Source organism: Brevibacillus sp. Leaf182 (assembly GCF_001423865.2).
Classification (GTDB): Bacteria; Bacillota; Bacilli; order Brevibacillales; family Brevibacillaceae; genus Brevibacillus; species Brevibacillus brevis_C.
On record NZ_LMPN02000021.1, the window covers coordinates 103476 to 129756 of the forward strand.

A 26281-nucleotide genomic window follows, 5' to 3' on the forward strand; every position below is an offset into this window, starting at 1 on the left:
AAGAAGGATAGAAATTCAGGAAGCCTGAATCTCTATCCTTTTTTCTATCATGGTCGCAGCTACCCCTGCGTGACAAGCATACATTTTTAACAGAAGTGATCCGAATATTGTCCTACTAGTACCTTCGTCGTTTCTATCCAGAGCTTCCGATGCAAAATCGTCGGACCCAATCTTCTTTCCATAAACCGCAGCATTGGCTCGTTGTCATGCTCGACAAAGCACATACCAAAGGGAAACGCTGGTTGGGCCTGCGCAATGGTTTTCATCAACAACGTAATTCCTCTTGCCTGCTTCTGATACTTTTCCTGGACAAACATCGTTTTGTACAAAAGCAGATTACCGGCCAGTCGCTGTACGATCACCCAGCCAATGACTTTCCCCTGATAGCGCAAGCCTGTACTGTAATCGGGATCGAATTTTCCTTCTTCAAAAAACGGAGACAACAGTGACGTGTACCATTGCCCTTCTCCCTGTTCAATGTCCAGTCGCTCTGCTGGTGTCAGGTCTTTCCATGGAAAGAGGGTAAAACCTTCGGGGAGCGCCAGCCTCTCCACCCACTGGCATTCCCCCAACCGCATCGTGCCCAGTGTGTACATATAGGTTTTTACCTTTGGCAACTGCCAGCCTTCCCTGATCGCAATTTTGGAGAGCCATGAAAAATCTTGTGCTTTGATGAAGCCAGCGAACTGCCCATCGCTGATGCCTTGCTCTCTCATTTTTTGCTCAGCGTATGACAGCAGCTTCATGCCCATTCCCCGCCGTTGATGCCCCTCTGCTACCACAAGCTCGATGATCTTGGCCTGTCCTTCGTTTACAGCGGATCGCCCCAACACGATGCCCGCAGGCTGATTATTGTTAGAAGCCCCGAATCCCCAAACAGATGAGCTATTGATCTGCTCCAGCAACTCCAGATGTTTGGGATGCACCAACGATTTATACGCCCGTGCAGTGCTGGCAGTCAGTTCCTCTAGTTGCAATGTTCGTACCTCCTCGATGGACTTTGGCTTACTCATTGCTTGGGTTTTACAGGTGCTGTTGCTGTCCCTTGTATCAGATTCCCAGCCTTATCCCTCATGAAGCCTGGTTCAAAGGAAACCTTGCTCTGTTCCGTGATGAGAGACCCGAACGTGTTGTAGAACGTATCCTGGAACGTTATGCGAATGGTGTTTCCGGACACCTGGAATTTGGCATACCCCGTTACCTCTCTCTTGTCGTCAAATTTCCCGGAAGGTGAGAATAACAACCGCAAATTGGGATTTGGGTCATTACGAAGTGGTTCTGACGCCGACAATGTATAGGATGTTCCCTCTTCGGTGACATCTGGAAACAATTGTGGGTAGGTAGCGTCAAAGCCGACACCAATCTCCTCTGTATCCAGCAAGTCTGCACCCCGATACAGCTTGAACACTGCATAAGAGTTGTCAGCTTCTGTTACCGTTGGTTTAGCCTTGATCGTCACTCCATAATCTCCATGGGTCATTTCCAGCAAAGACTCGTCGACCTCGACGGTGATGTACTCCTTTTCATTGATTACAAAACGATCCAACTGGTTGTCATACTTGTATGAGAGAGGCTGGTTTTTTACAGATACCTCAAGATATTCGCTCAATGCCCTTTTGTCCATTGCCGGCTCCCATTTGTCGGCAATCGTAACTTGACGGTTATGAGTCGGAGCAATCGGCAGCTCGATCTCGGTATCAGGCAAACGATCTATGCGTGGGTTGTTGAACAATATTTGAGCTTTTGCTACATAGGACATCCAGTGTGTTTTTTCTGGACTTTCACTGAGAAGCTCGACCTTGGAATAAGCTGCATCGATCATTTCCAGAGTGACCTTGGGCCTCAGTTCGATCATATCATTCGTTGTATAAAGCCCCTCGACCGCTTGCTGAGCTTCTTTCAGCAGATTTTTTCCGTTATCCAATAGCTCCTGTGCCTTTTGGATGTCCGCTAACAGCAATACCTTTGTCTCCGAGCCATCTTTTAGTTTCACTACTTTCGCCTTCGCTGCATCGATTGTGCTCTGTGTCACTTCCGATTTTAGCGCTGTCTGGCTTTCATCAGCGAACAGATCACGAACGGCTCTTTTTGCTCCGACTAGCAGCAAGTCGTCATACTGCTCCTGTGCCTTACCAATAAGAGCAAGCAGACCTGGCTTTTCTGACACGCGATCGTCCAGCTTCTCCACCAGCGTTTTGGCAGCATCAATGGTTTCTTGAGTAACATCAGGCTTCAAATCAGTCATATCCGGGTTCGTAAAAAGTCCCTCGACAGCCCGTTTCGCTTCCTCCAGCAGATTTTTTCCGTTATCCAAGAGTGTTTGCGCTTTCCCGATATCGGCAAGCAGACCTGGCTTTTCCGACACACGATTGTCCAGCCCCTCGACCAGCTTCTTCGCATCATCGATCTGTTTCTGGGTCGTTCCTGCCCGCAGTTCTTCTTTCTTCCCATCCGTAAACAGCGCTTCGACTGCTCTCTTCGCTTTTAACAGAGCCGGGATCGGCGGAGGGTCGATTGGGGGCGGAATCACAATGACAGGGTCTTTGAAACGGATCGAAAAACTGTCACTCGTGACATCTTTCTGTGCGCGCTTGATGTTTCGCTTGTCGATCGTGAAGCTGACCTCTTTTACAGTGTCCGCGACTGAATGCTTTCTGGCCTGTCCTGTAAACAAAATGGTGAGCTCGTCATCACTCTCTTGGTTGACCTCAATATCTAGCCCGTCAGGCAGATGATGTACCTCGATATCATCGGCAGACAGTTCACCAAGGAACTTGCCGTTAGACAGCTTGAGCGTTTGTTTTGCCGTGATGCTGCCATCATTTGCTCCTGCCTCTTCTATCACCGCCTCGCTGACAGAAAGCGCGGGCAAATCAGGCAGCTCGGCTCCATCTATGGCTATCTCAAAGACGGCTTCCGCATCGTCCATTTTTGCCGTAATTTCTACCAAACCTTCTTTCTTGGCTGTTACCTTGCCCTCAAAGTTGACGAAGGCAATTCGTCTATTGCTAGAGCTCCAGACCAACTCCCGTCCTGTGACGATGCGGTCATGCTCATCCCAGGCAACCGCGACCAGTGTTATTGTCTTGTCCGTTTTATCTTCCGTTGATAACTCTGCATCTTTTGCCATCGCTACCAGCTCGATTCGCTCTGCTTTTGTCCCTTTCTCAGCGATCACGAATGGTTCTAATTCCTCTTCCTCACCGTCATACTGCAAGCGCAGGGAAACCGTCTGTTCTTTTTTTGCTGCACGAAACGGTGAAAAACTAAGCAAAACAAGCTGCTCTTCCTCTAGCCAGACAAAGCTTTTGATTTTGATCCTTGTGGGCTTTTGATCATCTATAGCGGCTGTCAAACGGAAATCCTTTGCAGCAGGTGTCTTGTCTGGAGCTGTCTCCAATCGATAAGCAATAAAGCCGTTAGTCGCTGTATGCCCCTCTGACTCTAGCAAGGACTCCCATGACTGGTTCTCTTCTTCTACGACTTCCTCTGATGCCTCTCGTACTTCCTCATCTGTTTGGTCTTCTGCTACTGACATACTGGCTGTCCCGATTGTCTGGACTTCTTTAATCGGATAGGACACGGCTGCATAGGCATTGCCGACAAAAGAAAGCAAAAAACCAGTGGAAACAACGGCAGTTAAGATTGTTTTGGCTTTTGGCTGCTGTTTGCCCATATGTAAATACCCCCTCTTTTTCTTCTGTATGACAAAACAATGCAAACTAATGCTATCAGAGGAGGAAATGAAAAAAACCTAACAAAAGTTAGGTTTTTGACGTACTTTTTTAAACGAGTAGCAGATCGACAAAAGAAGCTTGATCCAGCTTTCCGAAAAACTCCTGAAGATTGATATCAGCCAGTCGCTCACTAATAGAGGAGCGATCGTACGGCGTATCTCGCAGCACTGCTTCCAGCTCTGCTACATCGCGTACACCGAAGAAATCCCCGTATATTTTCGCTTCTTTAATCTTGCCTTTTTCAATATCAAGCTGAATCTCCACGGTGCCGATATCGAAACGCTTGGATTGACGGTAATTGCTTTTCGGTGACTTGCCGTAGTTCCACTCCCAAGTCTGATAACGGGAACGGGAAAGCTCGTGGATCTTCTCCCAATCCTCGTCGGTCAGCCTGTATTCTTCGATCTCTCCTTCTCCAAAAATTGAATGGAGAATCGCCAGACGGAACTCTTCTATGGTCATCTTATTCACCAAAAACTCCGAAATGTTGGCGACGCGGCTTCGAATGGATTTGATTCCCTTGGACTGGATCTTCTCTGCGTTTACCTTCAACGCAGACACGACGTTTTCCATCTCCGAATCAAAAAGCAGCGTGCCGTGGCTGAACATACGTCCTTTGGTCGAATACTGCGCATTGCCAGAAATTTTCCGTTCCCCGACCTGTATGTCATTTCGTCCAGTCAGCTCTGCTTCTACCCCTAATGTTTTCAAGGCTTGTACAACGGGAGCCGTGAATTTGCGGAAATTGTGGAAGGACTCGCCGTCATCATTCGTAATAAAGCTGAAGTTGAGATTGCCCAGATCGTGATAAACCGCACCGCCGCCAGACAGCCTGCGAACGACGTGAATGTTATTTTCCTCTACATAGGTCGCATTGATCTCTTCAATTGTGTTTTGGTTTTTCCCGATAATAATAGAAGGTTCATTGATATAAAACAGCAAGTAGTCGTCACTGTTGGGCAAATTCTTTAGAGCATACTCCTCAATCGCCAAATTGATGCGCGGATCTGTAATCCCTTGATTATCGATGAATTTCATTAGATAGCCTCCATCTGTAAGCGTTCTATCTTTCTATCATACCATTTCCTTCTGGTCTGTACTGCTTTCGAATCGGCTCATGTAGGAAGCCTTGTTTCCTTTTCTAATTTTTTTGTAGATTTTTTGAAAATCCTCTATAAAAACGTTTTCATATTGTCGATAATTGACGTAAGTCTAGGGGCAATCATCTTGGTGTTTTCTTTTCTAGATGAAATACTATGGATCAACGAGGTGTTCTTTATGAAAACAGCCAAGTTCTCCCGTTCAAGATCTCTACGTACGAAGCTCGTCCTGTTATGTCTCCTGCTATTGGCGCTTCCATGCCTTAACATCGGAATTCAGGGCTATTATTCTGCGAGCTACAGCTTGGACGACTTGGGCAGCCGCATCTTAAAAAACAACGTGAACTTGACGATTGAAATGATTGATATTCTCCAGAAACAGGTCGAAGCTGGGAAAATCAGCAAAGAAGATGCACAAGAGCAAGTAAAAACTCACATCCTCGGGCCTAAGCAATCGGATGGAACCCGCTCGATTAACAAAAATGTCGATTCCGGTGCTAGTGGATACATGTTCGTTCTGGATGAGAAAGGTGTCATGCTCGCCTCTCCTTCTATTGAGGGGAAGAATCAATGGGATACAAAAGATCCTGATGGTACCTTTTTTACCCAAGAAATGATTAAGCGTGGTCAGGAAGGTGGCGGCTTTACATACTATCAGTGGTCGAAGCCAACGGAGCCAGATGTTCTCTATCCGAAAATCGCCTATTCCAAGCTAGACCCTCACTGGGGATGGATCGTAAGCGCAAGCAGCTACATGGAAGACTTCAATGCCGCTGCTGAAAGTGTACTGTCTGATTTGCTGATCGTGCTGGGAATCTCCTTGATCATCGGATTCGTCGTCTCGTGGTATGCCTCCGGGTTCATTTCCAAGCCGATTGCCCTGGTTGCCGAGCGCGTGAAAGAAATTGCCGGTGGTGATCTGTCCGGGAAAGACATCGTCGTAAAAAACCGTGATGAAATCGGACAATTGGTACATGACGTGACCCATATGACAGAGAATCTGCGCCAGCTCATTTCTCGTGTCCGCATCAGCTCTCTGCACGTCGCTTCTACCTCTGAGGAGCTGACGGCGAGTGCAGAACAGACGAGCAAGGCAACCGAGCAAATTGCCGTCACGATGCAAGAGATCGCCATCGGAGCAGAAGATCAGTCCAAAACGATCGATGGAACGGTCAAGACGATCAACGACATGTCCTCGCGTCTGCAACAAATTGCATCCAGTTCCGAACAAGTCTCTCTGACAGTCGATACAGCGAACGTGCTGGTCTCAAGCGGCAATGAAGCGATTGGCGGTGCCATCGCTCAAATGAATTCCATCAACACTACTGTTCTTGAGTTGGCAGAATCAATCAAAATGCTTGGTCACCGCTCTTCAGAAATCAGCAACATTGTTGAGGTCATCACATCCATTGCCGAACAAACGAACCTGTTGGCACTAAACGCTGCGATCGAAGCTGCCCGTGCTGGAGAGCATGGACGTGGATTTGCTGTTGTCGCCAATGAAGTACGTATCTTGGCCGAGCAATCAGCAAAATCTACTCAACAGATTAAAGATCTCATTAGCGCGATTCAGGTCGATACGAACAAAGCCGTATACGTGATGGAGACGACGACATCTGAGGTTTCGGCTGGAATCGAAGTCGTACATGAAGCCAGCAAGGCCTTCCAGGAAATTTTGTCTGGAACGACAGAAGTAGCACGTCAGATTCAGCAAGTTACCACAGCCACTCATCATATGACAAGCGGAGCAGAGCAAGCTGTCCATTCCATTGAAGCGATTGCCACCACTGCGGAGACAACGGCTTTCGGAACACAAAACATTTCGGCTGCCGCAGAACAACAATTAGCCTCTATGGAGGAAATTTCGTCCTCTGCTGCTTCCCTGTCAAAAATGGCGGATGAGCTGCATGAATCGATTCAGCAATTTAAGGTGTAACGACGATCATCTCTCAAACAAAAAAGGCTGCCTTTGCTGGTCATCCCTGACATTGCAAACGCAGCCTTTTCCTTTCCCTATCAGCCTATTTTAAGCCCGAGGCGGTTGCTCCGCTTCCCACCCAATCGCAATCGTCGTCCCCTGCCCGATAGCTGTTTTCACTTTGATTGAACCACCAAACGCTTCCACTAATGCTTTTGTAATGACCATCCCAAGGCCAGAGCCCTCCGTGCGGGACTCGGTGTCTGTGCCACGATAATACCTCTCGAAAAGTCGATCCGCTGTTTCTTCATCCATCCCGCTTCCATTGTCGCTAAAAATGAGCACAACTGAAGATGGCTCGACTGCCTGTACACTGATGGACACAATCGTACCGCTCTCGTTGTGAATCAAGGCATTGGCAACCAGATTATCCACGATTCGCTGAAACCATGGCTTGTAGACGAGCATGTAAACAGGTTCGGCAGAGGGGATAAACCGGATGCAGCCTTCCGGGTACAAGGGATGTTTTGCTGCTTCCGTGATGGCTTCCGCTGTGCAACCATTCAACTCAACGAGTTCGACTGTAGGAGCACCCTGTCCGTTCCTCAATCGATACGTCAGCGCCAAATCGTTGATCAAGTCTTCCATATACGCTGACTTGTCCAAAATAATTTTGGCGAAAGTATGTACCTCTTCTGTCGTCCACGTATACTCAGCATTTCCTAACAGATGCGCGTACCCTTTGACAGAGGACAGCGGCGTTTTTAGATCATGGGAAACACCTGCGATCCACTCATTTCTCAATTGCTCTGTTTCTTGACGGAGCTTTTCGTTGCGGGAAAGCGTTTGCGACAAGGAATCCATTGAGTCAATCACATCTTGGTAGATACGGTATTTACGCTTTCTTTTCCCTCGCTTGTCTTGGCTGAGCGGAACACCATCCGCATTGACAGGCTCCTCGTACTTTCCTCCACGCAGAAAGGTCAGCCATCGTAAAACGTGAACAATCGGTGCGCCAAATCGCTGTCCGAACAAGTAGGACACAATCCCGAAGACGAACATCGCTGACAAGAGTAACACGCCCATCCCGATGAAAAGGGCCTTACTTTCCGGTGTCAAAAGCGGTTCTTCCCCGGGGGTCGTTCCTGGCAACGGAAAACTGAGCACCCAGGTTTGTCCGCTGTTTTGATCATAATGCGATACGATTGTTGCTCCGTAGCGATCCGGGTATATCGAGCGCAGCGCCAGTTCTTCCACCGAGAAATCCTTGATCGCTTTTGCAGGCTTATTGAAGGAAGCCAGCTCCGCTCCCTTCGGGTCCAGGAGCTGCACCCAGCCCGATCTACTCTTCAATTGATTTTGGATGCTTGGAGGAAGCATGATCTCGTTATTTTTAAAATCAGCCTCCTTCATCACCTCCTGCAAAAAGTCGTCATCGCGGTTCGTCATCCCATACAGTAAGGTGTGTACCACGCCGTCTTTTTCCTGTATCCATAGCGATAGCTGATACGGAAACGGGCTTTTTCGGAGCCAATAAGCCGTTAATTGACCAGGACCGTAGTAGCTGGGTACGTCAGGCGGAGTAAAGAAAGAGTCGGTGACATAACCCTTTTCATCAATCCGCTGAAGCCACCCTCCGCTATCCCGCACCTTCTCCAGCAGCGTCGGGTCAAAACGGACATCCTCTCCCTCTACTTCAATGGTCTGGATCAGCCTCTGCAAGCCGACACTCTCAAATTGACGGGAGGACTGCACTTTTGACATTTCTTCCAGCGTCCAATATAACGTAAACCCGGCTAACACAAAGAGAATGAGGCCAACCAGCACCAACCACATGATCAGATGGAGCGCGATTCTACTCTTAATATTCATGAGGAAGGCCCTTTTTCACCATTTTGTACCCGAGTCCCCTGACGTTTACCAAAAACTCCGGCTGCGCTGGATCGGGCTCGATGCGCTCCCGAATCCGGTGGATATGTACCATGATGGTGTTGTCGTCACGTAAGCTATTCACGCCCCATACTCGTTCGTACAGCTCGCTTTTCGAAAATATCCGATTCGGATTTTTGCACAAAAATAGCAACAGTTGGAAAACAAGGGATGGACAAGGAATGACTTTCCCCTCCACACAGAGCTCCCCTGCTGCTTCATAGACTTGAAAACGACCAAAATCATAGACACCTTGAACGGGTGCTGTCGGTATGACCGGGTTCGGTCTGCGCGTACGGCGAAGCAGTGCCTTGATGCGTGCGACGATTTCCATCGGATTAAACGGCTTCGTCACGTAATCATCTCCGCCAACGGCAAATCCGGTCAGCTTGTCAAAATCGGTGTCTCTCGCACTCAAGAACAAAATCGGTGCATCCGTCAGACGGCGGATGAATGGACAAGCCTCTATGCCGCTCATGTTCGGAAGCGTTACGTCCAGGACGATCAGGTCATAGCTTTTTCGCTCGCATGCACAAAGCGCCTCCTCAGACGTTTTCACCTTGTCGATCGAGCGGAATCCTTCTTTGTTCAGTACGGTCTCAAGCAATTGGAGGATGGCTTGCTCATCGTCCACGAGAAGGATAGCTGCATCTTTCACGATCACTTCGCTCCTTTTGCGCTTTTGCGTTATCCTCCATTTTATCATGCGTAGTGTCAGCGCGCGTCCGCAACAACCTTAACGGAATCATAATTTTGCGTACGTTCGAATTAAGCATCCTGTAAGCCAGCGTTTCGTGTCCGATAAGAGTCGCTTTCTATAATAGAGCTAGCGCTTAGAACAAGATAGGAGTGGCGACATGAAAAAAGTTTGGATTTCACTTGGTGTAGGAGCAATTCTTTTGACAGGATGTGCTGCGCAATCAGAAGCAACGGCAATCCCCTCTACTACTGAATCCCCCACGAAGAAAGGGGAAGGTGCAAAGACGATGACGGTTAAAGCGGAATCTTTTGTACAAGCGCTCCTTAACGGAAAAATAGAGGATGTATATGAGCAAACAAGCTCGTCATTCAAACAGCAGGTTTCAAAAGCACAGTTTGTTGAAGGGTATACTGCTTTTAGCTCGGGGTTGAAGTCGTGGAATCACTATTCCCGCACGTCCGTAAACGGCAGTGATTATGACACCTGGGTGGATCAGGACGCCAAACGGGGCCTCGTCCTTACGACGGATGAAAAAGGGATCATTACGGGCGTTTTATTAAGGCCGCTGCAAAGCTACCCTGACACCGACACTACTATGACAAAGCTGGCGTATAGCGCACCGTTTACAGGTGAGTGGTATGTGTTCTGGGGAGGTCAGAATGTCCTTTCAAACTATCACTACGAGGTGGAAGGCCAACGCTATGCATACGATCTGATTCAGGTCAAAGACGGATTATCCTACAAAGGTGATCCTGCGAAAAATGAGAGCTACTTCGCATTCGGGCAAGAAATACTCGCACCCCAGGCAGGAACCGTCGTACATGTCGTCCATGATATCAAGGATAATGTCCCTGTCGGAGCGATGAACACGCAGCAGCCCGCTGGCAACGTCGTCATCCTCGATCATGGCCATGGAGAATTCAGCTACTTCGCCCATTTGAAGGAAGGCTCCGCCAAGGTGAAGGTTGGCGATCGTGTGGAGAAAGGGGATTTGCTTGGGCTATGCGGCAACTCTGGCAATTCCAGCGAGCCTCATCTGCATTATCAGGTCTCTGACGGCAAAGATTTGTTCCATAGCAAATCCATTCGCGTGCAGTGGGAGAACGGATTGAATCCGCGTCAAGGTGACAGCATTCCTGCACAATAAATCGTATAGCTGTTAAACAGCGGCAGTGCGTCCCTTTGTCTTGTATCCAAAGAGGTGGACTGCCGCATTCTTTTAGAGAACAATATCATACTCCATGATCTTCGCAGTCTGTTCTGCTACTTCGGCGCCTACTAATCGTTTGATAATGTGAAAGGACATATTGATACCCGCTGAGATTCCAGCAGAGGTGACGATATTTCCTTCATCCACGAATTTTACTCCTTTTTGCACAACGACTTCTGGAAATTCCTTTTCCATTCGATCGAGACTGGCCCAATGGGTCGTTGCTTTTTTGCCTGATAATAAGCCTGCTTTTGCAAGTAAAAAGGCTCCTGTGCAGACAGAGGCCATCAGCTCGACCTGCTGCATTTGTTCACGAATCCATTGGATCACCTGCTCATTATGTACTTCTCGTTCCCTCGCACCTATCCCGCCAGGAATGATGAGAATATCAAAAGCAGGCACATTGGCAAAGCTGTAATCAGGTTGAACCTTCAGACCATTCAGCGTCTGAATCATGTTCCCTGTCTCCGATACCGTTTCTACACGAAAAGGAATATGGCTGTCATTTTCCATAGATGTCACCGAGAATACTTCAAACGGACCTGCAAAATCCAACACCTCCACATCGTCAAACAAAAAAATTCCTACTCGCCATTGCTTGGTCTCCATGTGGATCTCCCCCAGTTCATGTTTGGATATATTTTACAACAGGTGTTTGCGAACATCTCTAGTTTTTTTAGCTGTAAGATTCTGCTAGAGTCATTGATAGAAGAAAAAATAATGGAGGAGGTCCGCTGTCTGATGAGTACCAGCCCGAATATTATAGAGGTCGCGTCCCTCATAGGAGAACCATCCCGCGTCTCCATCCTGGTCAGCCTGATGAACGGCAAGGCACTCCCCGCCAGTGAACTCGCACGAACCGCAAAAGTCACCCCTCAAACAGCAAGCGCTCATTTGGCAAAGCTGGTGGAAGGAGGTCTACTGGTCAGCGAATCACACGGCCGACATCGCTACTATCGCCTAGCCAGCCCTGATGTCGCTCATGCCCTGGAATCGTTAATGACAATCGCTGCACCTAAGCCTGTTCGTTCCTTGCGCGAGTCCGACCAATTGCGAGCCATCCGCTATGCTCGCACCTGCTACGACCATCTCGCAGGCGAAGTGGGCGTTGCCCTGACGCAGAAAATGCTGGAATTGCAGTTGATTGAAGCATCCGGTCAAGACTACGTGCTCAGTGAAGCGGGAAAAACCAAGCTGCAATCACTCGGCGTAGACCTTGTGGCCAAGCCGAAGAGCAGGCGTCGCTATGCCCGTCCGTGTCTGGATTGGAGCGAGCGTCGCCACCACTTGGCAGGCAGCCTCGGGGCCTCACTCACCAACCGATTTTTTGAGCTTGGCTGGATCGAGCGAGTGCCAGGAGGGAGAGCAGTCCGTGTCACGCCGTTAGGCACCTCTGGATTTATGACCGAGTTCGGACTGCATGTAGATGAATGCAAAAAGCACAGCTAGCTACTCTGCCAGCTGTGCTTTTTCACTTACTCGCCTTCGCGGAGCAAACGTCCAATTCACCAGGAAAATCCCTGCAAAAATCAACAATCCTCCCACATACACCTGCCAGTGCACTACCTCACCCAGCAACACCCAACCTGACAAAACACCGAAGAACGGAGCGAGGAACAAAAAAGCACTCGTCCTGCCCGGATCTCCGTGATTCAGCAAGAAAAACCACGTCGCAAACTGCACAATGGAAGCCATGATCGCGAGCCATAGGACGACGAACACAGCGGTCGGTGTCACAATCAGCTTCGGCGTTTCCAACGTGAACCCCATCACGAGAAGAAGAACTCCTCCGAACAGCATCTGATAGGCTGTCATCACCCACACATTGAAGCGGCCTCCCCACTTTTTCACGAGAATCGTGGCCATTGACCACGCAAGGGCGGACCCGATACCAAACAGCGTCCCCGTCTCCCATTGCAAATGGAAGCCAAGCGTGATGAACACCCCAACCAGTCCAATCAGAACTCCCATCCATTGCGTCAGCCGATAGGATATTCCTAGAAACAACGTTCCCCATATGACCACGAGCAGTGGATTCATAAATGTCAGGATCGAGGATTCACCCGCTGTGATCGTACGCAGACTCAAAAAGATACATCCCATGACGGCAGCCGTCTGCAAAAATCCGATCAAACACAGCTTCCCCCAGTCACCCGCCGACTTCGGGAGCGGCTTTTTCCATACCCACGCGCCCATGATCAGTCCTGCCAACGTAAAGCGCAGCCCTACCAAAAGCAATGGTGAAAAATAGGCCAATCCAATCTTTCCTACGGCAAAAGACGAACCCATCAACGATGTCGTCACGACGACAAGTATCCCGAACAAAATTTTATTCATGGCATTGTTCCCCCGTTTCAGGCAAGCTACTTGTTTCTTCTTACATGTAGTGTACCTGACGGTTAGTTCGATGAGGGTCGAAGTGTGCAAATAGTTTACAGTCGGTACTTCTCTACCATCTTGATCCCGATTTGATTCAGCAAGACAGCGAGCACCTTCCAGACAGCTTGACGATAAAGCGGCAAATGCTTGACATACACCGCTGTATATTCCGGTTCCCCCTCGGCTCCCCTGTCCGCTTTGAATGCGCCAACGCCAGCACTTTGATGGAGCAGGATGCCTTTGCTCTGTGCTTCATGTACCAAGAGGCACGACAACATCCGATACAGCCCGGTCTCTTTGGGGAGCGTCGTATCATAGCCGAATAGCGGTGTCGTCATCACACCCTTTCGCTCAAAATAGCCAAGAATGCCGTCCAGTCGTCCGTCTTTTTCCAAGCCGATGAGGGTCAATGTCCTCTTTTGTATCGCCAGTTGGACGAACTCCACCGAAAACTGTGGATTATGCTGAGAGTATTTATCCAGATACAGCGCGTTATATAAAGTAACGATACGCTCGACATGCTGTTCTTCCAACTCCTCATGACGCAGAATGCGATAGCCGGATTTGGCAAGCATTTTCCGATCGCGGTTGAGCGTATTGCGGACCCGCCACTTGCCCTGCGCTGGCCAATCGGGGTGAAACAGGTAGACGTAGCGACTGGGAACCATGAGATAGCCCTTCTCTACGAGCCCCTTGTAAAAATCCGGATACAGCCTGCGACAAACAGATCGAAACGCGATGATATGACCGGGGAACTTTTGGATGCCGTTTTCCGTGATGTCCTTCACTTCATCTGCACTCACGTCAGGATACAGATTCGTTGATAACAGCCAATTGTTGACGATGACCATTTTGTTGCATTGGCTTTTTTTCATCCAGCGTCCAAGCCCTGTGAGTACAGTCGACAACACCCGCCTCAGCACCCCTGAATCGAGCATGCCTAGCTCTTCCTTCGCGTACGTCACGTAGTGGGTAAACACCGAACTGACATACGAATTGTCGTACTCGGTATCGTTCACCGTTACAGGCATGATCCGATCGCCTACACGGAGTGCATGCATCTGCGTCTGTACATTTTGCACATAGCGGGATGGTTGTTCCGTCATCATGGGCAGCAAATAGCTTTTGACATAATCGGCATCTTGCGCCTGTTCCCAAGGGATTTGCTCCGCCGAGGTCCCTTCATACCATTCAATCCATTGCCTGCTCACCTTGAACAAACATCCTCTCTACCCGCCGCAATTTTTTCGTACCGAGATTCAACTCATACGGTGCAAACACAATCGCAGGCAATTGCCCTTGCTGATCGGCAATGACTCGCTCCAGGCCTTGGCGCACTCGCTCCTGCTCTTGCGTGGATGGTCCTTCCCCACCCTTCATGAGCAGTGCTACCTCGACTTGCTCGTAGCTTTGCTGTCGTACCGTATACGCTTCTATCGCATCAGACGAGGTAATGACAGCACGACGGATGAAATCAGGAAATACCGATATCCATCGCGCTTCGTTTTCATGGCGAAAAACAAACAGATCATCTGCCCTGCCCTCAATCGATTCCAGCGCCATAAACACCGAGCCGCACGGACATGGCGTACGCCTTTCCGTCAAAATGTCGTTCAACCGATAACGGATAATCGGCTGTGTCGTCCGGGAAAAATCTGTGATGATCGGAAAGAATCGTTCCTTTTGCTCATCGAGATACTCCTTTTCCACCACTACGAGGTCTTCATTGACATGCAACGTTCCGTGTGAACAGCTCACCGCAAGCAGCCCTTCTGTGCATTGATAAATTTGATGCACAATCTGCCCGAACACTTCTGCGATGTATGTTTGATCCAACGGGTCCAGCACTTCTGCCACCGAGAGCACCTTGATCGGAGATATCCGCAATTTCCCCTGACGCTGGGCAGTCGCGAGCATTCTTAACATCGAGGCGGGCGCAACCAGCACAGTCGGCTGATACTGATTCAGGTGATCAAGGTGCTGATCGAGCGGTATTTGCAAATCGAAGAACGAGAATTGAATGCGACGCCTGTTGACCGCCGTATACAGGTTGCTATTCGCTCGCAAGAAAAAAGCAATCCGATGTGTCGACCATAGCTGACCAGGCAGTGCTTTCGCCAAAATCACCCCTGCCCATTTCGCCTGCTCCTGCGGCCCTACGAGGAAAAGCCCGCGATTACCAGATGTCCCAGAAGATAAGCCAACGGTCACGCCATTTAATTGGGGAGTGAAATCCCGTGTCGTTTCTGCTTTCAGTGCAATCGCAAACGCTTCTTCCTTCTTGATCCCGCACGTATTCAGCTCGTCAAAATGGTCCATCATGCGCTGTTTATCAATCGGCTCCATTTGTCTCCATTGTTCTGGCGTTCCCACTCTCTTTCGGTAAAAAGGAGAAGCTGGCAAAATGCGTGACAGCATCGCTCCGACCTGCGCTTCTTGCCATTTTACTAGCTGCTCACGCGAGGAAAACCGACGGGCATGCCACTTCGTTTTTACATACTGCTTCAAGAGTGTCATGATCTCCATGTGAACGCTCCTCTGCTGGCCTGCCAGACTTCCCCGCAGTGTGTCGGCATGATTTTCATGTCGGGACGTTGGCGGGATAGCATATGCAGCTTGTGCAAATGCTCGCGATACGCCTGTCGATCCGCCATAATCAACCTAGCCAGTGGATGAGGCAACAAGTTGCCGCGATAAGCTTCACTCGACCAAGCGGCATCCGCGCACAAAAATACATCCCCATGATCCCGATCGCGCAGGAACACACCCAACTGCCCGATTGCATGTCCGTTCAGATCGACGATGTACAGACTCTGATCCGCAAACAAATCGTAACCTACGATGTATGGCGCGTAAGCTTCAGGCAATGCCACCAGCCCTGCTCGATCAATGAAAGTCACCCGTTCTTCGAAATCGTCAGGCATTAAATCAGGCAAGTACGCCTCCCGTAGCGCCGCCCACCCCGTCTTTCCCTTGACATGGTTGTAGGCACTCTCGAAGCAGTATAGTCGGGCATGCGGAAAATCGCGCAAACCGCCGATATGATCCGCATGGAAATGAGAAATGAGAATACCTGCTATGTCTGTCGTTTTGATTCCGCGTGCTGCGAGCTGTTCAGAAATACTCTCGTGTGCCTCCGAGAATACAGGCGTTATTTTGCCGTACAACGAATAAGGAAGCTTGCTCGTGGCTTCAAAAAAGCGTTGCGAATAACCCGTATCAAAGAGCAGCAAGCCGTGGACGGGATGCTCGATAAGCCCTGCGATGGCGTGAAACGGAATGTTTTTCATCCGGCCGCCTTTTCGTGAAAACATCTCGAGCTGCTGGCAGTAGCCCGTATCTATCAGCGTCAGTTTAACGTCCATCATGCGTCCTCCACCATTCGGTAAAGCTCTCGATACCCTGGGCAATGCTCACCCGCGGTTCATAGCCCAGATCGCGCTTCGCCTTTGAGATATCCAAGGTTTGTGATTTGGCGAGCACACCTACCGAGTAACGCGTCAAAACCGGCTCGCGATAGCCCAAAACGGTCTTGGAGAGTGTCTCCAGCACCCAAGCTGCCGCATACGCCTTCCAATATGGCAGCTCGCGCGTTTTCAGCGGAACCCCCAAGCGACGAAACACATCTGACAACACCTCGATCATCGTCACTGGCTCGCCATTTGTAATGTTGTAAGCCTGGCCCAATGTGTGCGCTGGAGAATCCATGCACAAGATCAGCGCGTCCACGACATTTTCCACATAGGTCAAATCAACGATCGCCTTGCCTCCGTCGATCAGCGGAACAAACTTCTTTTCATTGGCGCGGATCAATCTGGGAAGGATTGCATTGTCCCCAGGGCCAAACAAGGCACGAGGACGAATCGTAATCGTCGGAAGCCCGGCAAGAAACGCCTTGTCGACCTCCAGCTCCGCCTGGTATTTGGTCTGTGCGTATGTATTGGCAAACCGTACGGGCATCGGCTCATCTTCGGGGATTCCCAGCTTGTCGTCAAAAGTAAAATAAATACTCGGCGTAGATACATGGACCAGACGCTGGATACCGTGCTGCTTGCAGCCCTCGATCACATGAATGGTTCCTGTCACATTCGTCTCGTACATGTCACGGTACGTTCCCCACGGGGAGGAAAAAGCAGCCGCATGATGCACGATATCCTGATCACGGCAAGCGTTCAACATAGCTTCTCTGTCTCTTAGGTCTGCCCGAAGGAATCGAATGCCTCGATCCTGCAATTGTCGGCCGATTCGCTCGTCGCGTCCTTGTGCTGTCACCTCATAGCCCATTTCATGCAGTCGTGTAGCCAGCTTCTGTCCGAGAAACCCCGTCGCCCCTGTTACTAGAACTCGCTTGTTCATTTCTTCCTCACGTCCTTACGCCTCTTCTCCGTTCCATTCAATATCGCTCGTACTGCAAGCGATCATGCTTTTTTTCGTTCGAAAGCTCTGCCAAGCCAAATCTGCCAGCATGGAGAACTGATCAAAAAAAGGCCGCGGATCATCCCGCCTAAACAGTACATCCCTTGCTGAAAGCAGATCGCTCACCCAACGCTTTGCCTTCTGGCCATTCGTCATGCCAGCAAGGCCGTATGTCAGCATCGCCATCCCCAGCATGCAAGCTTGCTTTCCAGCAGGAACAACGGTTTTTCCCTGATCAGAAAAATAAGCAGTCGCTGCCTCTTGCTGTCCCGCAAACAAATGCACACCGCTTGTCAGTCGCGGATTGCACTCGATTACGTATAGCTCTCCCTGCTCATTCTCAATGAAATCAAATGCGATTTGTCCGCTAAACGTATGTCGTTGCACGAAGCGACTAACAAATTCTCTTACCTGTGGGTGGGCTGAATAGGCGAAGTGAATCGAGGCCCCCTGTCCTGCTGTATGTGTTGTTTCATAATCGGCGTACAAGGTGAGCTGTCCATCCTGAGCAACAGCGTAGCTGCACACCTGTTTTCCTTTTATAAGCTGTTGGACTAGCCATGGTTGCCTAACTGTCGGCTCGGGTAGCTTGGACTGCCCTGCCGCAGAGGACGGGTCTGCTACGATTCGTACATGAGCTGCGAAGCGAGAATAGACGGGCTTGAGCACAACAGGTCCCCTTGCTTGCAGCATAGCCTCCCGCAAGTGAGCAGGAGATTGTACCCGCACCGTCTGTGGAACCAGTGCTCCCACCTCGCGCGCCATTTCGGCAAAAAGCCATTTGTCGTGCAACGAACGCAGCACCTCGATTCCTTCTACAAGCACTTCACCGAAATCAAGCAAGCGATCACGCCCGCGCGATACGTAGAATATCTCCTCGCAAGTCGGGATCAAAAGATCGATACGCTCACGCTGCATGATTTCGCACAGCTTTTCGATATAAGCATCGGGCTGTTGACGGGGAGGAGGCACTTGGTAGGAGCGCTCTACATAACGAGAGTGCTGGCATAAATGTCGCCGCGCACTCTCCGCTACAATGACCCGATGTCCCGCAGAACCCAGCAACCGCGCCAGCTCTAACGTAGCTGGAGCTCGTCCTCCTGTCAGCAAGACTGATTGTTTAGTATTCAAGCACAATTCCTCCGAGAGACAAGCCAGCAGAAGTGCCCAGCAGCATCAGGAGATCGCCTCGCTGTACCCGATTCTGCCCAATCGCTTCATGCAGCGCCATCGGAATCGAAGCTGCGATGACATTGCCATGCTCTGCCAGAATGTTCACCATTTGCTGGTCGCGAAACCCAAGCTTGCCTGCCATGATCCGCATCGCCATCCCACTGGCCTGATGAGGAATAACTGTACGAATTTGCTCCTTGGTTACGGAGGCTGAAGACAACAAGCGATCCACAAAGCCGGTAATCAACTGCGAGGTCAGGCGAAAAATTTTCCGTCCGTCCATATCAAATGCAAAGTCTGCTTCTCTTCCTTGCGCAAATTGGCTCGGGTGGATCAGCGTACCGCCCCCCCTTATTTCGGAATAGTGCGCTCCTTCACTGTATGTTTTCATACTTGAACCCAAGATACGGGAGCTTTCTGTTTCTGGCGTCCTGCCGATGACAACAGCCGCAGCTCCATCTCCGAACAGCACGCAGCTCTCTTTTTGCTCCCAATTCAAACCTGCGGAGGATATCTCCGATGAAATGATCAAGACTCGCTCGTAAATACCGACTGCCATTTGGCACGACATCACATCCAGCGCAGTGACAAAACTTAGACATGTCGCATTTATATCAAAGCAGGGAATACCTGATTTACTTAGTTGAAGCTCTTCCTGAATCAAGGCAGCCGTGCATGGGATTTCCTGCTGTGCCGTCCCGCTTGCACATACGATACAATCGATATCGTGAAGGGAGAGGCCCGCCGCTTCCAAAGCACGCCTAGCAGCGATGGCTCCCATCTGTGCAGCCGTTTCGTTCGTCACAAAATGCCTGACGCTTACCCCGGACTTTTTCTCTACCCATCCAGCCGCAAGTCCCAGCTTTTCTTCCAGTTCTGCCGCTGTCACACGCCGAGTAGGCAAGTATTTCCCTGTTCCGAGGATTTTGATTTTTCTCTCCATGATCTGTGTCTCCCTTAGCTCGCATTACTCACACACGATTCGACATCTGCCCTATATTTTACATAAGTTTGTCGATTTATGGGAAACAGAATAAACACTTGGTACTAATTACCCAAGTGTTTACGTATGCCGCATTACTTCTACTACTATAGTAAAAAGCGATAACCGACACCCCACACCGTCTCAATGTACTGCGGCTTAGCCGGATCGCTTTCTATTTTTTCCCGCAGCTTGCTAATATGCACCGTCACCGTCGCGATATCCCCGTACGAATCGAGACCCCAAATCTTTTCAAACAGCTCTGTTTTGCTAAATACCCAGTTGGGGTGGGTTACCAAAAAGAGCAGGAGGTCGTATTCCTTGGAAGTAAACGCCACTTCGTTTCCGTTGATGTAAACCCTCCTCGCCAGCTTGTCGATGCGAATCCCCCGAAGCCTGATCTCCTCTTTTGCCGTATGCGGTTTGGAATCGGAGACGAGGCGGTCGTAACGCGCCAGATGAGCTTTGACCCTCGCTACCAGTTCTCCTAAGCTAAAAGGCTTGCTAATATGATCATCGGCACCCAGACCCAGTCCACGGATCTTGTCGATGTCTTCCTTTTTCGCGGAGACGAGCAGGATCGGAATATTTTTGGCTTTGCGGACTTGCTTGCAGATTTCGAAGCCATCCACGATCGGGAGCATCAGGTCTAGTATCAGGAGGTCATACTCCTCTTGCAGCGCCTTTTGCAACCCCGTATCGCCGGAAGTCGCGACATCGACCGAGTAGCCGTTTGCCTCCAAGTAATCCTTTTGCACCTCTGCGATCACCATGTCATCTTCAATGATTAAAATATGTTTCAATCCGTGTCACCCCCGACTCTCTTGAAATCTGGCAAGGTAAAACAAATGCGGGTACCGCGTCCGCTCTCACTCTCCGCCCATACACGACCACCGTGCCCCTCCACAATTTGTTTGACGATGGCGAGTCCAAGACCACTGCCTCCCATGGCCGAATTACGCGAAGGGTCCGCCCGATAAAAACGGTCAAAAATATGAGGTATGGCTTCTTTTTCAATCCCTGTCCCATTGTCGGAGATCGCCACGATCACTTCACCGTCGGCTTTCTCCACCTCCAATCGGAGCAGCTTCTCGTCCTTGTTCAAGTACTTCAGGCTATTGTCCACGATATTCATGAGCACGCGATGGAGTTTTTCCTGATCAGCCATGACTGGAATCGGACTTTCATTTTCCTCGTCATAGCGAATAGATACACCGTGCATCCGCGGGTCTAGCCGCAGCTCCTCGGCAAACTGCGCCAAATATGCTCGCATATCGACTTCTTCAAAGTGAAAGGGAAGCTTGTTCAAATCCAGTCTCGAGAATAAAAACAGCTCATCAATCAGACGGTCCATCTGTTCTGATTTGATGGCAATCATCTTCATATATTTTTCCCGCTTCGCTTCCGTATCCGCAATCCCTTCCTGAACCGCTTCTACACAGGCTTTGATTCCTGTTATGGGTGTTTTTAGATCGTGCGAAATACTGGAAATCAGTTGTTTACGATTTTCCTCATACTGTAGCTGCAAATGGATAGAATCATACAATCTGCCACGCATCTCTTCAAATGCTTCTCCCAGCTCTCCCAGCTCATCCTTGCGATGGAGTTGAACAGGGCGCTCCAGATTGCCTTCTTTGATTTCGTATGCTGCCTGCTTTAAGGCGTATAAAGGACGAATGATACTGCGTGAAACAAGAAACGTGAGTACACCGTTCGTCAGCGCCACAATCGTTAGAAGACTGAGAATCAATGTGATAAAAAAATAAATGCCTGTCTGCATAAATAGGAAAGAATTCGCAAGGAAGTAGAGCTTCCCTTTACTTTGATCAGCAAAAGTAAACTCGTACGTATCAAATGTGTAGCCGTCCTGATTAATTTGCTTCCAGCTATGCATGCGCCCCTGATCTGGTTGATCCTGCAAATAGTCAGGCACGTCAGCGCTATCAATCGACTGAGAGAGGAATAGCACTTTTTCGTCCTTTGTCAGTATCAATGCACCGCCAACTGCTTGTAACTGCTCATCCGTCTCTGTCAGCATGTTCTCGTTCGTCAATTGATCGGGAGCGTATTTAGCCATGAATGTGACACCAGCAAACAACTCGTCTCGTTTATTGAGCGTATCACGAATGAATGGTTTGCCTGCCTCCCGTTCCTCCCAAAAGTAATTCGCCAATCCCGATGCCACCAATCCAAACAAAACAAGGGGGATAATAATCATGGCAATATAGGAGAGCAACAGTCTTGTTTTGATTGACATGGTTCATCACCCCCTTGCAGTCATGGTTTACTCGGAATCGGAATGCTTCGTCCAGCCTTTTCCCCATTTGTTCTTCATGTCCTCACGGGAAACCTTCTCAACTTGCTTGCCAGTAAGATCGATGCGATCAGGTGTGGTCGTGCCCAAATCGGTCAAGCGGATATCCAAAGAAAGCTGGAGCTTGTGCTCTTTCCCAGACGCGTCCGTTCCCGAGAGGTTTACCACAGCAGATTGCTGTTCGATTTGATTTTTCTCGTCGATCTTGGCGTTAAGCAATACTTGGTCCACTTGAAAATCCTCTTGCAAGCGAGGAAGCTTCACAGATAGATGGTTTTCGGAGGAAGACGCTTCTTGACTATGTTCGGCGAGCTTATCATAGAGAATAGGTCCGGCTGCCTGGATAAATGCCGGAATTTGCTCTTCGGAGAGCTGAAGCGACGTACGCTTGCCTCCATCCGGTAGGTTCTCAACGGTCGCGTTTTTTCCGAGATCGCCGAATACCGAAGCAAACAGCTTATGCATCATGGCCCCGCGTTTGTTATCGGCGTCATTTTCTGGTTGGTGTCTCCTATCCATTTTTTCCATGACCCGATAAACGTTACTATCCCCTTTTTTAACCACAACTTGATCCTTTTCCAGAAAGGCTTGCATGCTTTTCTCGCCCAGCGTGTCTGTAAAAGTCGCCTCTACATTTCCGATGTGCTGGTTATGATCGATCTTTGCGACTCCCTCCAGTGTGAGCAGCTTCGCTCCGTTGTCTGTGAGCGATAGCTGCGCGTGGGCCGTCATGTTCTTCGCTTCCTTCGTTTGATGCAGAGCTGATTCATATACGCCCATCGTCGTACTATCCGCACTCGCTGATGCCCCGTATCCCCAAATCAATGCTCCTGTGATTCCAACCGACAAGCCGATACCCAACCATTTTTTTCGCATGATGGTCCCTCCTATTTTCATCGAAAGCAACTGTCATCGCTTTCTATACCAGTGATGATAAATAGAGGGTCTAAACACGCTCTAAATCAATTCTAAAAAAAGTGTAAAAACAATTCCATATGCTATATTGAAAGAAGAAGTGATCAGCATGAACCTGAAGTGGAGGCATTATCGATGAGTATGCAAGAAGGCTATATTGATGTTCCTGGCGGAAGAGTATGGTACAGTCGTGTCGGCGAAGGGGAGAAAACGCCTCTGATCGTCCTGCACGGAGGACCTGGCAATACGCATGATCCGCTCAAATCAACGCTTCATGTCTTAGGCAACGACAGACCCGTCATTTTCTATGATCAACTCGGGTCAGGAAATTCCGATCGCCCGACCGATCTGACTCTTTGGAAAACCGAGCGCTTTGTGGAAGAGCTGGCTTGCATCAGACAAGCCCTTGGCTTAAAAGAGGTTCACATTCTGGGGCACTCGTGGGGCACGATGCTGGCAGCAGCTTATTTGGTCGATGCCAAGCCGGAAGGGATTCAGAGCATCATCTTCTCCAGCCCATGTCTGAGCGCAGAGCGTTGGAAACAGGACGCAGATCGTTTAATCGAGCAATTGCCAGAGGATGTGCAACAAACCATCGCCACACACGAGGAGCAGGGCACAACTGATTCACAAGAATACCAGGATGCCATGAAGGAATACTACAAGCGCCATGTGTGCCGCCTTGATCCAATGCCAACAGTCATGACAGAAAGCCGTCCAAAAGCGAACAAAGAAGTGTACATGACGATGTGGGGACCTTCTGAGTTTTGCCCGACAGGGAATCTGAAAACATTCGACTACACACCCAAGCTGCATCAAATCAGTATCCCTTCCCTGTTCGTTTGTGGCCGATATGATGAAGCGACGCCTGAATCGACAAGTTATTATCAGTCTCTGGTGCCAAACGCCGAGTTCCATGTCTTTGAAAACAGCTCGCATGTCGGCTATCTGGAAGAGACAGACGAATACGTGCAGGTTATCCGCAGCTTTTTGCAAAAAGCAGATACGAAATAAAACCGCCGCGGCCTCGCTGGCTTAGCGTGACATGAAAAAACGGAAAAACTTCGTATCATCGACGATGCGAGTTTTTCCGAATCCTCATGCTTTTTTTAAGTAAATAAGGAAATTAAGTATGTTCAATCCTAAAATGATGAAAAACATATAGGTGGACATAGCATCTCCACTTAGGTTAAATTCATCAGCTATGTAACCCATAACCATAAGATTCGTTCCAGAAACGATTACTGAAATTGCTGAAATCATACTAAGTGTGAATCCATTGACAAGATTACCTCGTTTCTTTTGAAGCAATAAAGCAACGGAAATAACTAGTAAACTGATGATAAAAGTAATCAAAACGAATCTTAGTAATTCGTTTATCTCCATCCCTGCCATAGTCATCCTCCTAATCTCCGAAAGAAGCTGCCCGAAGTAGCTCCTCGACAGAACCACTTCGAACAGCCTGTTTTTACCTCTCCCTATCTATCCTGCTATTTCAATCCGATATGCTTGTCATACACATCGTATACAGAACGTGAAATGATCGCAGCCGACCTTCCCCCATAACCACCCTCAGGAACGATTACGGCTACTGCCAGAACAGGATCGTCGACTGGGGCATACGAAATGCTGACACCATTCGTAATGCGACCGTGCATTTTCCACCTTGTCTTTTTCTGCCCTGTTTTCTCATCTGTCTCCGTCACCGGTACATAAATATCTTGCTCCGATGTTCCTGTCTTTGCAGCTACCTGAAACGCCATTCCCTCATACGCGCGGACTGCTGTTCCCCCTGGTTTCGTCACCATCACCATGCCTTGCTCCAGAATGTCCCAGTATTTTTCAGGGTGAGGGAAGGTGCTCATGGTTTTCGGCGTGTACGTTTTCACCAGTTTTCCATCTGCGTCTGTGATCTTATCTACCATCTGCGGCTGCAAACGTACACCTTTATTCGCAAGCGTGGCCGCATATTGTGCCAATTGCATCGTCGTTGCCCGTACTTGCTGCCCAAAGGAAGCCTGCACCATCGCTGCTAGTGGTCCGTAGTTTTCATCCATCACCAAATAGTCTTCTTTGCCTTTGTTTTCATTCGGCAAATCCACGCCAGTTTGAACTCCTAACCCGAATGCGTGATAGTACGATTGCAGCACGGACGCTGACTCTTTTCCTTTTCGACGGGACAGCTCCTCCCCGATTCTCGCCATGTACGTATTTGATGATTTTTGCAGGGAAATCGCAGGGCTAATCATGCCATGTGCTTTGGAGTTGTCGTTCTTAATCCGGTCTGTTCCACGTCCATAGTGATACACCCCTCCATCATTCCAACGATCGGAGGGAGAGATGATGCCTTCCTGCAAACCAAGCAATACCGTAATCGGCTTAAGGACAGACCCTGATGGCACAATTGAGCCCGGATGCTTGTAGCCCTCCTGGATAGCCGCCTCGCCCGTTAATGGCCTCGTATCGTATGGCGCTTCCCGAATCGTCCCATTCGTCACCGCCAGCTTGATCTCGTCATATGTTTTTTGATCGGGCCCCTCAATCCACACGTTTGGATCGTATTCCGGATAACTGACCATCGCGACAACCTTGCCTGTCTTGACCTCGACTGCCACGACGTACGCTCCCTTTGCAGCCCTCGCCTCGGGGATGGTTGCACGCATCTTCGGAAGAAATGCTCGGATCGAATCCCGGATATCCAGTTGTACCCGCTGATCAATGGTGAGATACACATGATTGCCTGGGACGGATGGAACTTCCTCCACTTGCTTCACAACCGTCTGATCGGCTGCGACCTCATACATCCGGTAACCGTTGCTCCCGCGAAGCTCTTTTTCGTAAGATAGCTCAATCCCATCGAGCCCGACTAACTGGTTCGGCAAATACCGCGTGCTCTCATCCTTGTAAGAGGCGAGCTTCACATTTTCAGCAATATGAAAGGGCCGAACATACCCGACCGCCTGTACGGCGATTTGCTTGGGATCGTATTTCCTGATCGGTTTTGTCACTACTTCAATTCCCGGCAAATCGCCGCGATGCTCACCCAGCACTGCGATTTCTTTCTCCGTCAAATCAACCTTCAGCTCTTTTTCCAAATAGCGCGGCAATTGTCGCGCCGCTTCCACATACTTGCCTTTCTCGTAGGCATAGCCGACATCCATCTTTTTTAGCAGCGTGGCCTTGTCGAGGCTCAGTATTTTCTCCAGCTTTTCCACCAGGTCAAAGTACGCTTTCTTCTCCATGATCTCTTGTTCACGGAAGACAGCGAGATGGGAAGGCCGACTTTCGGCAATAACATACCCGTTGCGGTCATAAATGTTTCCTCGCATAGCGGGAATGTAATCTTTTTTATAGGATCTGTCTGCCAGCTCATTTGCATAATCGCTCCCTTGCTGGATTTGGATTTGCGCCAATCTCAAAATAATTACCACAAACATCAGAAATACGACGATATAGACGATTTGCAGTCGTTTCAAACGATCATTTTTTTCTTCCTTCATCCTTGCTC

General features: G+C 49.4%; 22 protein-coding genes. 4 read left to right on the plus strand and 18 right to left on the minus strand.

All coding sequences use genetic code 11. The features are described 5' to 3' along the window. Positions 1 to 86: 86 nt before the first annotated feature. From ASG16_RS12540 to lplA, 3 genes are all read right to left on the minus strand, one after another. Complete coding sequence (locus tag ASG16_RS12540) at positions 87 to 977, minus strand: GNAT family N-acetyltransferase (RefSeq protein WP_056491431.1); 891 nt, start codon at positions 975 to 977, stop codon at positions 87 to 89. Between the two features lie 32 nt (positions 978 to 1009). Then, complete coding sequence (locus tag ASG16_RS12545) at positions 1010 to 3676, minus strand: toxin Cry1Ac domain D-VI-related protein (RefSeq protein WP_056491432.1); 2667 nt, start codon at positions 3674 to 3676, stop codon at positions 1010 to 1012. A gap of 109 nt (positions 3677 to 3785) precedes the next feature. Next, complete coding sequence (lplA, locus tag ASG16_RS12550; protein WP_056491434.1) at positions 3786 to 4775, minus strand: lipoate--protein ligase; 990 nt, start codon at positions 4773 to 4775, stop codon at positions 3786 to 3788. Between the two features lie 240 nt (positions 4776 to 5015). On the opposite strand from lplA, the gene ASG16_RS12555 reads away from it, so the two are divergent. Next, positions 5016 to 6773, plus strand: a complete 1758-nt coding sequence (locus ASG16_RS12555) for a methyl-accepting chemotaxis protein (RefSeq protein ID WP_056491436.1) — start codon at positions 5016 to 5018, stop codon at positions 6771 to 6773. Between the two features lie 90 nt (positions 6774 to 6863). Here ASG16_RS12555 and ASG16_RS12560 read toward each other — a convergent pair whose 3' ends face one another. Then, positions 6864 to 8627 carry a HAMP domain-containing sensor histidine kinase gene (locus ASG16_RS12560; RefSeq protein ID WP_056491437.1) on the minus strand — a complete coding sequence of 588 codons (1764 nt, stop codon included), beginning with the start codon at positions 8625 to 8627 and terminating at the stop codon, positions 6864 to 6866. Next, positions 8617 to 9342: a response regulator transcription factor gene (locus ASG16_RS12565; RefSeq protein ID WP_056491439.1), complete on the minus strand. Its 726-nt coding sequence runs from the start codon at positions 9340 to 9342 to the stop codon at positions 8617 to 8619. The genes ASG16_RS12560 and ASG16_RS12565 overlap by 11 nt, the downstream gene beginning before the upstream one ends. A gap of 199 nt (positions 9343 to 9541) precedes the next feature. On the opposite strand from ASG16_RS12565, the gene ASG16_RS12570 reads away from it, so the two are divergent. Then, on the plus strand, positions 9542 to 10531 hold the full coding sequence (locus tag ASG16_RS12570; RefSeq protein ID WP_056491441.1) for a M23 family metallopeptidase: 990 nt from the start codon (positions 9542 to 9544) through the stop codon (positions 10529 to 10531). Between the two features lie 72 nt (positions 10532 to 10603). Here the strand turns inward: ASG16_RS12570 and ASG16_RS12575 are convergent, their stop codons facing one another. Then, on the minus strand, positions 10604 to 11203 hold the full coding sequence (locus ASG16_RS12575; protein ID WP_056491444.1) for a DJ-1/PfpI family protein: 600 nt from the start codon (positions 11201 to 11203) through the stop codon (positions 10604 to 10606). A 132-nt stretch (positions 11204 to 11335) separates the two neighbouring features. On the opposite strand from ASG16_RS12575, the gene ASG16_RS12580 reads away from it, so the two are divergent. Continuing rightward, the gene (locus ASG16_RS12580) at positions 11336 to 12043 is read left to right on the plus strand and encodes an ArsR/SmtB family transcription factor (RefSeq protein ID WP_056491446.1); all 708 of its coding nucleotides are present in this window, start codon (positions 11336 to 11338) and stop codon (positions 12041 to 12043) included. Here the strand turns inward: ASG16_RS12580 and ASG16_RS12585 are convergent, their stop codons facing one another. The 10 genes from ASG16_RS12585 to ASG16_RS12630 all read right to left on the minus strand — a co-directional run bounded on the left by ASG16_RS12585 (position 12044) and on the right by ASG16_RS12630 (position 22734). Next, positions 12044 to 12931, minus strand: coding sequence for a DMT family transporter (locus tag ASG16_RS12585; RefSeq protein ID WP_056491448.1), 888 nt, complete (start codon positions 12929 to 12931; stop codon positions 12044 to 12046). Between the two features lie 95 nt (positions 12932 to 13026). Beyond that, positions 13027 to 14184 carry a GNAT family N-acetyltransferase gene (locus ASG16_RS12590; protein ID WP_056491450.1) on the minus strand — a complete coding sequence of 386 codons (1158 nt, stop codon included), beginning with the start codon at positions 14182 to 14184 and terminating at the stop codon, positions 13027 to 13029. Beyond that, positions 14165 to 15499 (minus strand): F390 synthetase-related protein, encoded by a 1335-nt coding sequence (locus ASG16_RS12595; RefSeq protein WP_056491452.1) that lies wholly within the window; start codon positions 15497 to 15499, stop codon positions 14165 to 14167. Before ASG16_RS12595 ends, ASG16_RS12590 begins: the two co-directional genes overlap by 20 nt. Then, on the minus strand, positions 15487 to 16341 hold the full coding sequence (locus ASG16_RS12600; protein ID WP_241970747.1) for an MBL fold metallo-hydrolase: 855 nt from the start codon (positions 16339 to 16341) through the stop codon (positions 15487 to 15489). The genes ASG16_RS12595 and ASG16_RS12600 overlap by 13 nt, the downstream gene beginning before the upstream one ends. Then, the gene (locus ASG16_RS12605; RefSeq protein WP_056491456.1) at positions 16328 to 17329 is read right to left on the minus strand and encodes an NAD-dependent epimerase/dehydratase family protein; all 1002 of its coding nucleotides are present in this window, start codon (positions 17327 to 17329) and stop codon (positions 16328 to 16330) included. The genes ASG16_RS12600 and ASG16_RS12605 overlap by 14 nt, the downstream gene beginning before the upstream one ends. A 15-nt stretch (positions 17330 to 17344) precedes the next feature. Continuing rightward, positions 17345 to 18520, minus strand: a complete 1176-nt coding sequence (locus tag ASG16_RS12610) for an ATP-grasp domain-containing protein (RefSeq protein ID WP_056491458.1) — start codon at positions 18518 to 18520, stop codon at positions 17345 to 17347. Next, positions 18510 to 19505: a beta-ketoacyl-ACP synthase III gene (locus ASG16_RS12615; protein ID WP_048034447.1), complete on the minus strand. Its 996-nt coding sequence runs from the start codon at positions 19503 to 19505 to the stop codon at positions 18510 to 18512. The genes ASG16_RS12610 and ASG16_RS12615 overlap by 11 nt, the downstream gene beginning before the upstream one ends. Positions 19506 to 19651: 146 nt before the next feature. Continuing rightward, positions 19652 to 20347 carry a response regulator transcription factor gene (locus tag ASG16_RS12620; RefSeq protein WP_056491459.1) on the minus strand — a complete coding sequence of 232 codons (696 nt, stop codon included), beginning with the start codon at positions 20345 to 20347 and terminating at the stop codon, positions 19652 to 19654. Next, positions 20344 to 21801, minus strand: coding sequence for a sensor histidine kinase (locus tag ASG16_RS12625; RefSeq protein WP_056491461.1), 1458 nt, complete (start codon positions 21799 to 21801; stop codon positions 20344 to 20346). Before ASG16_RS12625 ends, ASG16_RS12620 begins: the two co-directional genes overlap by 4 nt. Before the next feature lie 27 nt (positions 21802 to 21828). After that, the gene (locus ASG16_RS12630) at positions 21829 to 22734 is read right to left on the minus strand and encodes a hypothetical protein (protein ID WP_056491463.1); all 906 of its coding nucleotides are present in this window, start codon (positions 22732 to 22734) and stop codon (positions 21829 to 21831) included. A 174-nt stretch (positions 22735 to 22908) separates the two neighbouring features. Here ASG16_RS12630 and ASG16_RS12635 point away from each other — a divergent pair, with 174 nt between their 5' ends. Next, a complete protein-coding gene (locus ASG16_RS12635) occupies positions 22909 to 23787 on the plus strand; it encodes a proline iminopeptidase-family hydrolase (RefSeq protein ID WP_056491465.1) in 879 nt (292 codons plus the stop codon). A gap of 84 nt (positions 23788 to 23871) precedes the next feature. Here ASG16_RS12635 and ASG16_RS12640 read toward each other — a convergent pair whose 3' ends face one another. Together ASG16_RS12640 and ASG16_RS12645 are read right to left on the minus strand one after the other, a co-directional pair. Further along, entirely contained in the window at positions 23872 to 24168 is a 297-nt protein-coding gene (locus ASG16_RS12640) for a hypothetical protein (RefSeq protein ID WP_048034452.1), read from the minus strand. 95 nt (positions 24169 to 24263) lie between these two features. Then, entirely contained in the window at positions 24264 to 26273 is a 2010-nt protein-coding gene (locus ASG16_RS12645; RefSeq protein WP_056491467.1) for a peptidoglycan D,D-transpeptidase FtsI family protein, read from the minus strand. Between the last annotated feature and the right edge of the window lie 8 nt (positions 26274 to 26281).

Excerpts from the sequence above, each read along its gene's own strand:
- ASG16_RS12605 (WP_056491456.1), bottom strand. The coding sequence starts at position 17,329 with ATGAACAAGCGAGTTCTAGTAACAGGGGCGACGGGGTTTCTCGGACAG.
- ASG16_RS12545 (WP_056491432.1), bottom strand. The coding sequence starts at position 3,676 with ATGGGCAAACAGCAGCCAAAAGCCAAAACAATCTTAACTGCCGTTGTT.
- ASG16_RS12585 (WP_056491448.1), bottom strand. The coding sequence starts at position 12,931 with ATGAATAAAATTTTGTTCGGGATACTTGTCGTCGTGACGACATCGTTG.
- ASG16_RS12635 (WP_056491465.1), top strand. The coding sequence starts at position 22,909 with ATGAGTATGCAAGAAGGCTATATTGATGTTCCTGGCGGAAGAGTATGG.
- ASG16_RS12575 (WP_056491444.1), bottom strand. The coding sequence starts at position 11,203 with ATGGAGACCAAGCAATGGCGAGTAGGAATTTTTTTGTTTGACGATGTG.
- ASG16_RS12630 (WP_056491463.1), bottom strand. The coding sequence starts at position 22,734 with ATGCGAAAAAAATGGTTGGGTATCGGCTTGTCGGTTGGAATCACAGGA.
- ASG16_RS12615 (WP_048034447.1), bottom strand. The coding sequence starts at position 19,505 with ATGGAGAGAAAAATCAAAATCCTCGGAACAGGGAAATACTTGCCTACT.
- ASG16_RS12625 (WP_056491461.1), bottom strand. The coding sequence starts at position 21,801 with ATGTCAATCAAAACAAGACTGTTGCTCTCCTATATTGCCATGATTATT.
- ASG16_RS12595 (WP_056491452.1), bottom strand. The coding sequence starts at position 15,499 with ATGGAGATCATGACACTCTTGAAGCAGTATGTAAAAACGAAGTGGCAT.
- ASG16_RS12560 (WP_056491437.1), bottom strand. The coding sequence starts at position 8,627 with ATGAATATTAAGAGTAGAATCGCGCTCCATCTGATCATGTGGTTGGTG.
- ASG16_RS12645 (WP_056491467.1), bottom strand. The coding sequence starts at position 26,273 with ATGAAGGAAGAAAAAAATGATCGTTTGAAACGACTGCAAATCGTCTAT.
- ASG16_RS12555 (WP_056491436.1), top strand. The coding sequence starts at position 5,016 with ATGAAAACAGCCAAGTTCTCCCGTTCAAGATCTCTACGTACGAAGCTC.
- ASG16_RS12570 (WP_056491441.1), top strand. The coding sequence starts at position 9,542 with ATGAAAAAAGTTTGGATTTCACTTGGTGTAGGAGCAATTCTTTTGACA.
- ASG16_RS12580 (WP_056491446.1), top strand. The coding sequence starts at position 11,336 with ATGAGTACCAGCCCGAATATTATAGAGGTCGCGTCCCTCATAGGAGAA.
- ASG16_RS12600 (WP_241970747.1), bottom strand. The coding sequence starts at position 16,341 with ATGATGGACGTTAAACTGACGCTGATAGATACGGGCTACTGCCAGCAG.
- ASG16_RS12640 (WP_048034452.1), bottom strand. The coding sequence starts at position 24,168 with ATGGCAGGGATGGAGATAAACGAATTACTAAGATTCGTTTTGATTACT.
- lplA (WP_056491434.1), bottom strand. The coding sequence starts at position 4,775 with ATGAAATTCATCGATAATCAAGGGATTACAGATCCGCGCATCAATTTG.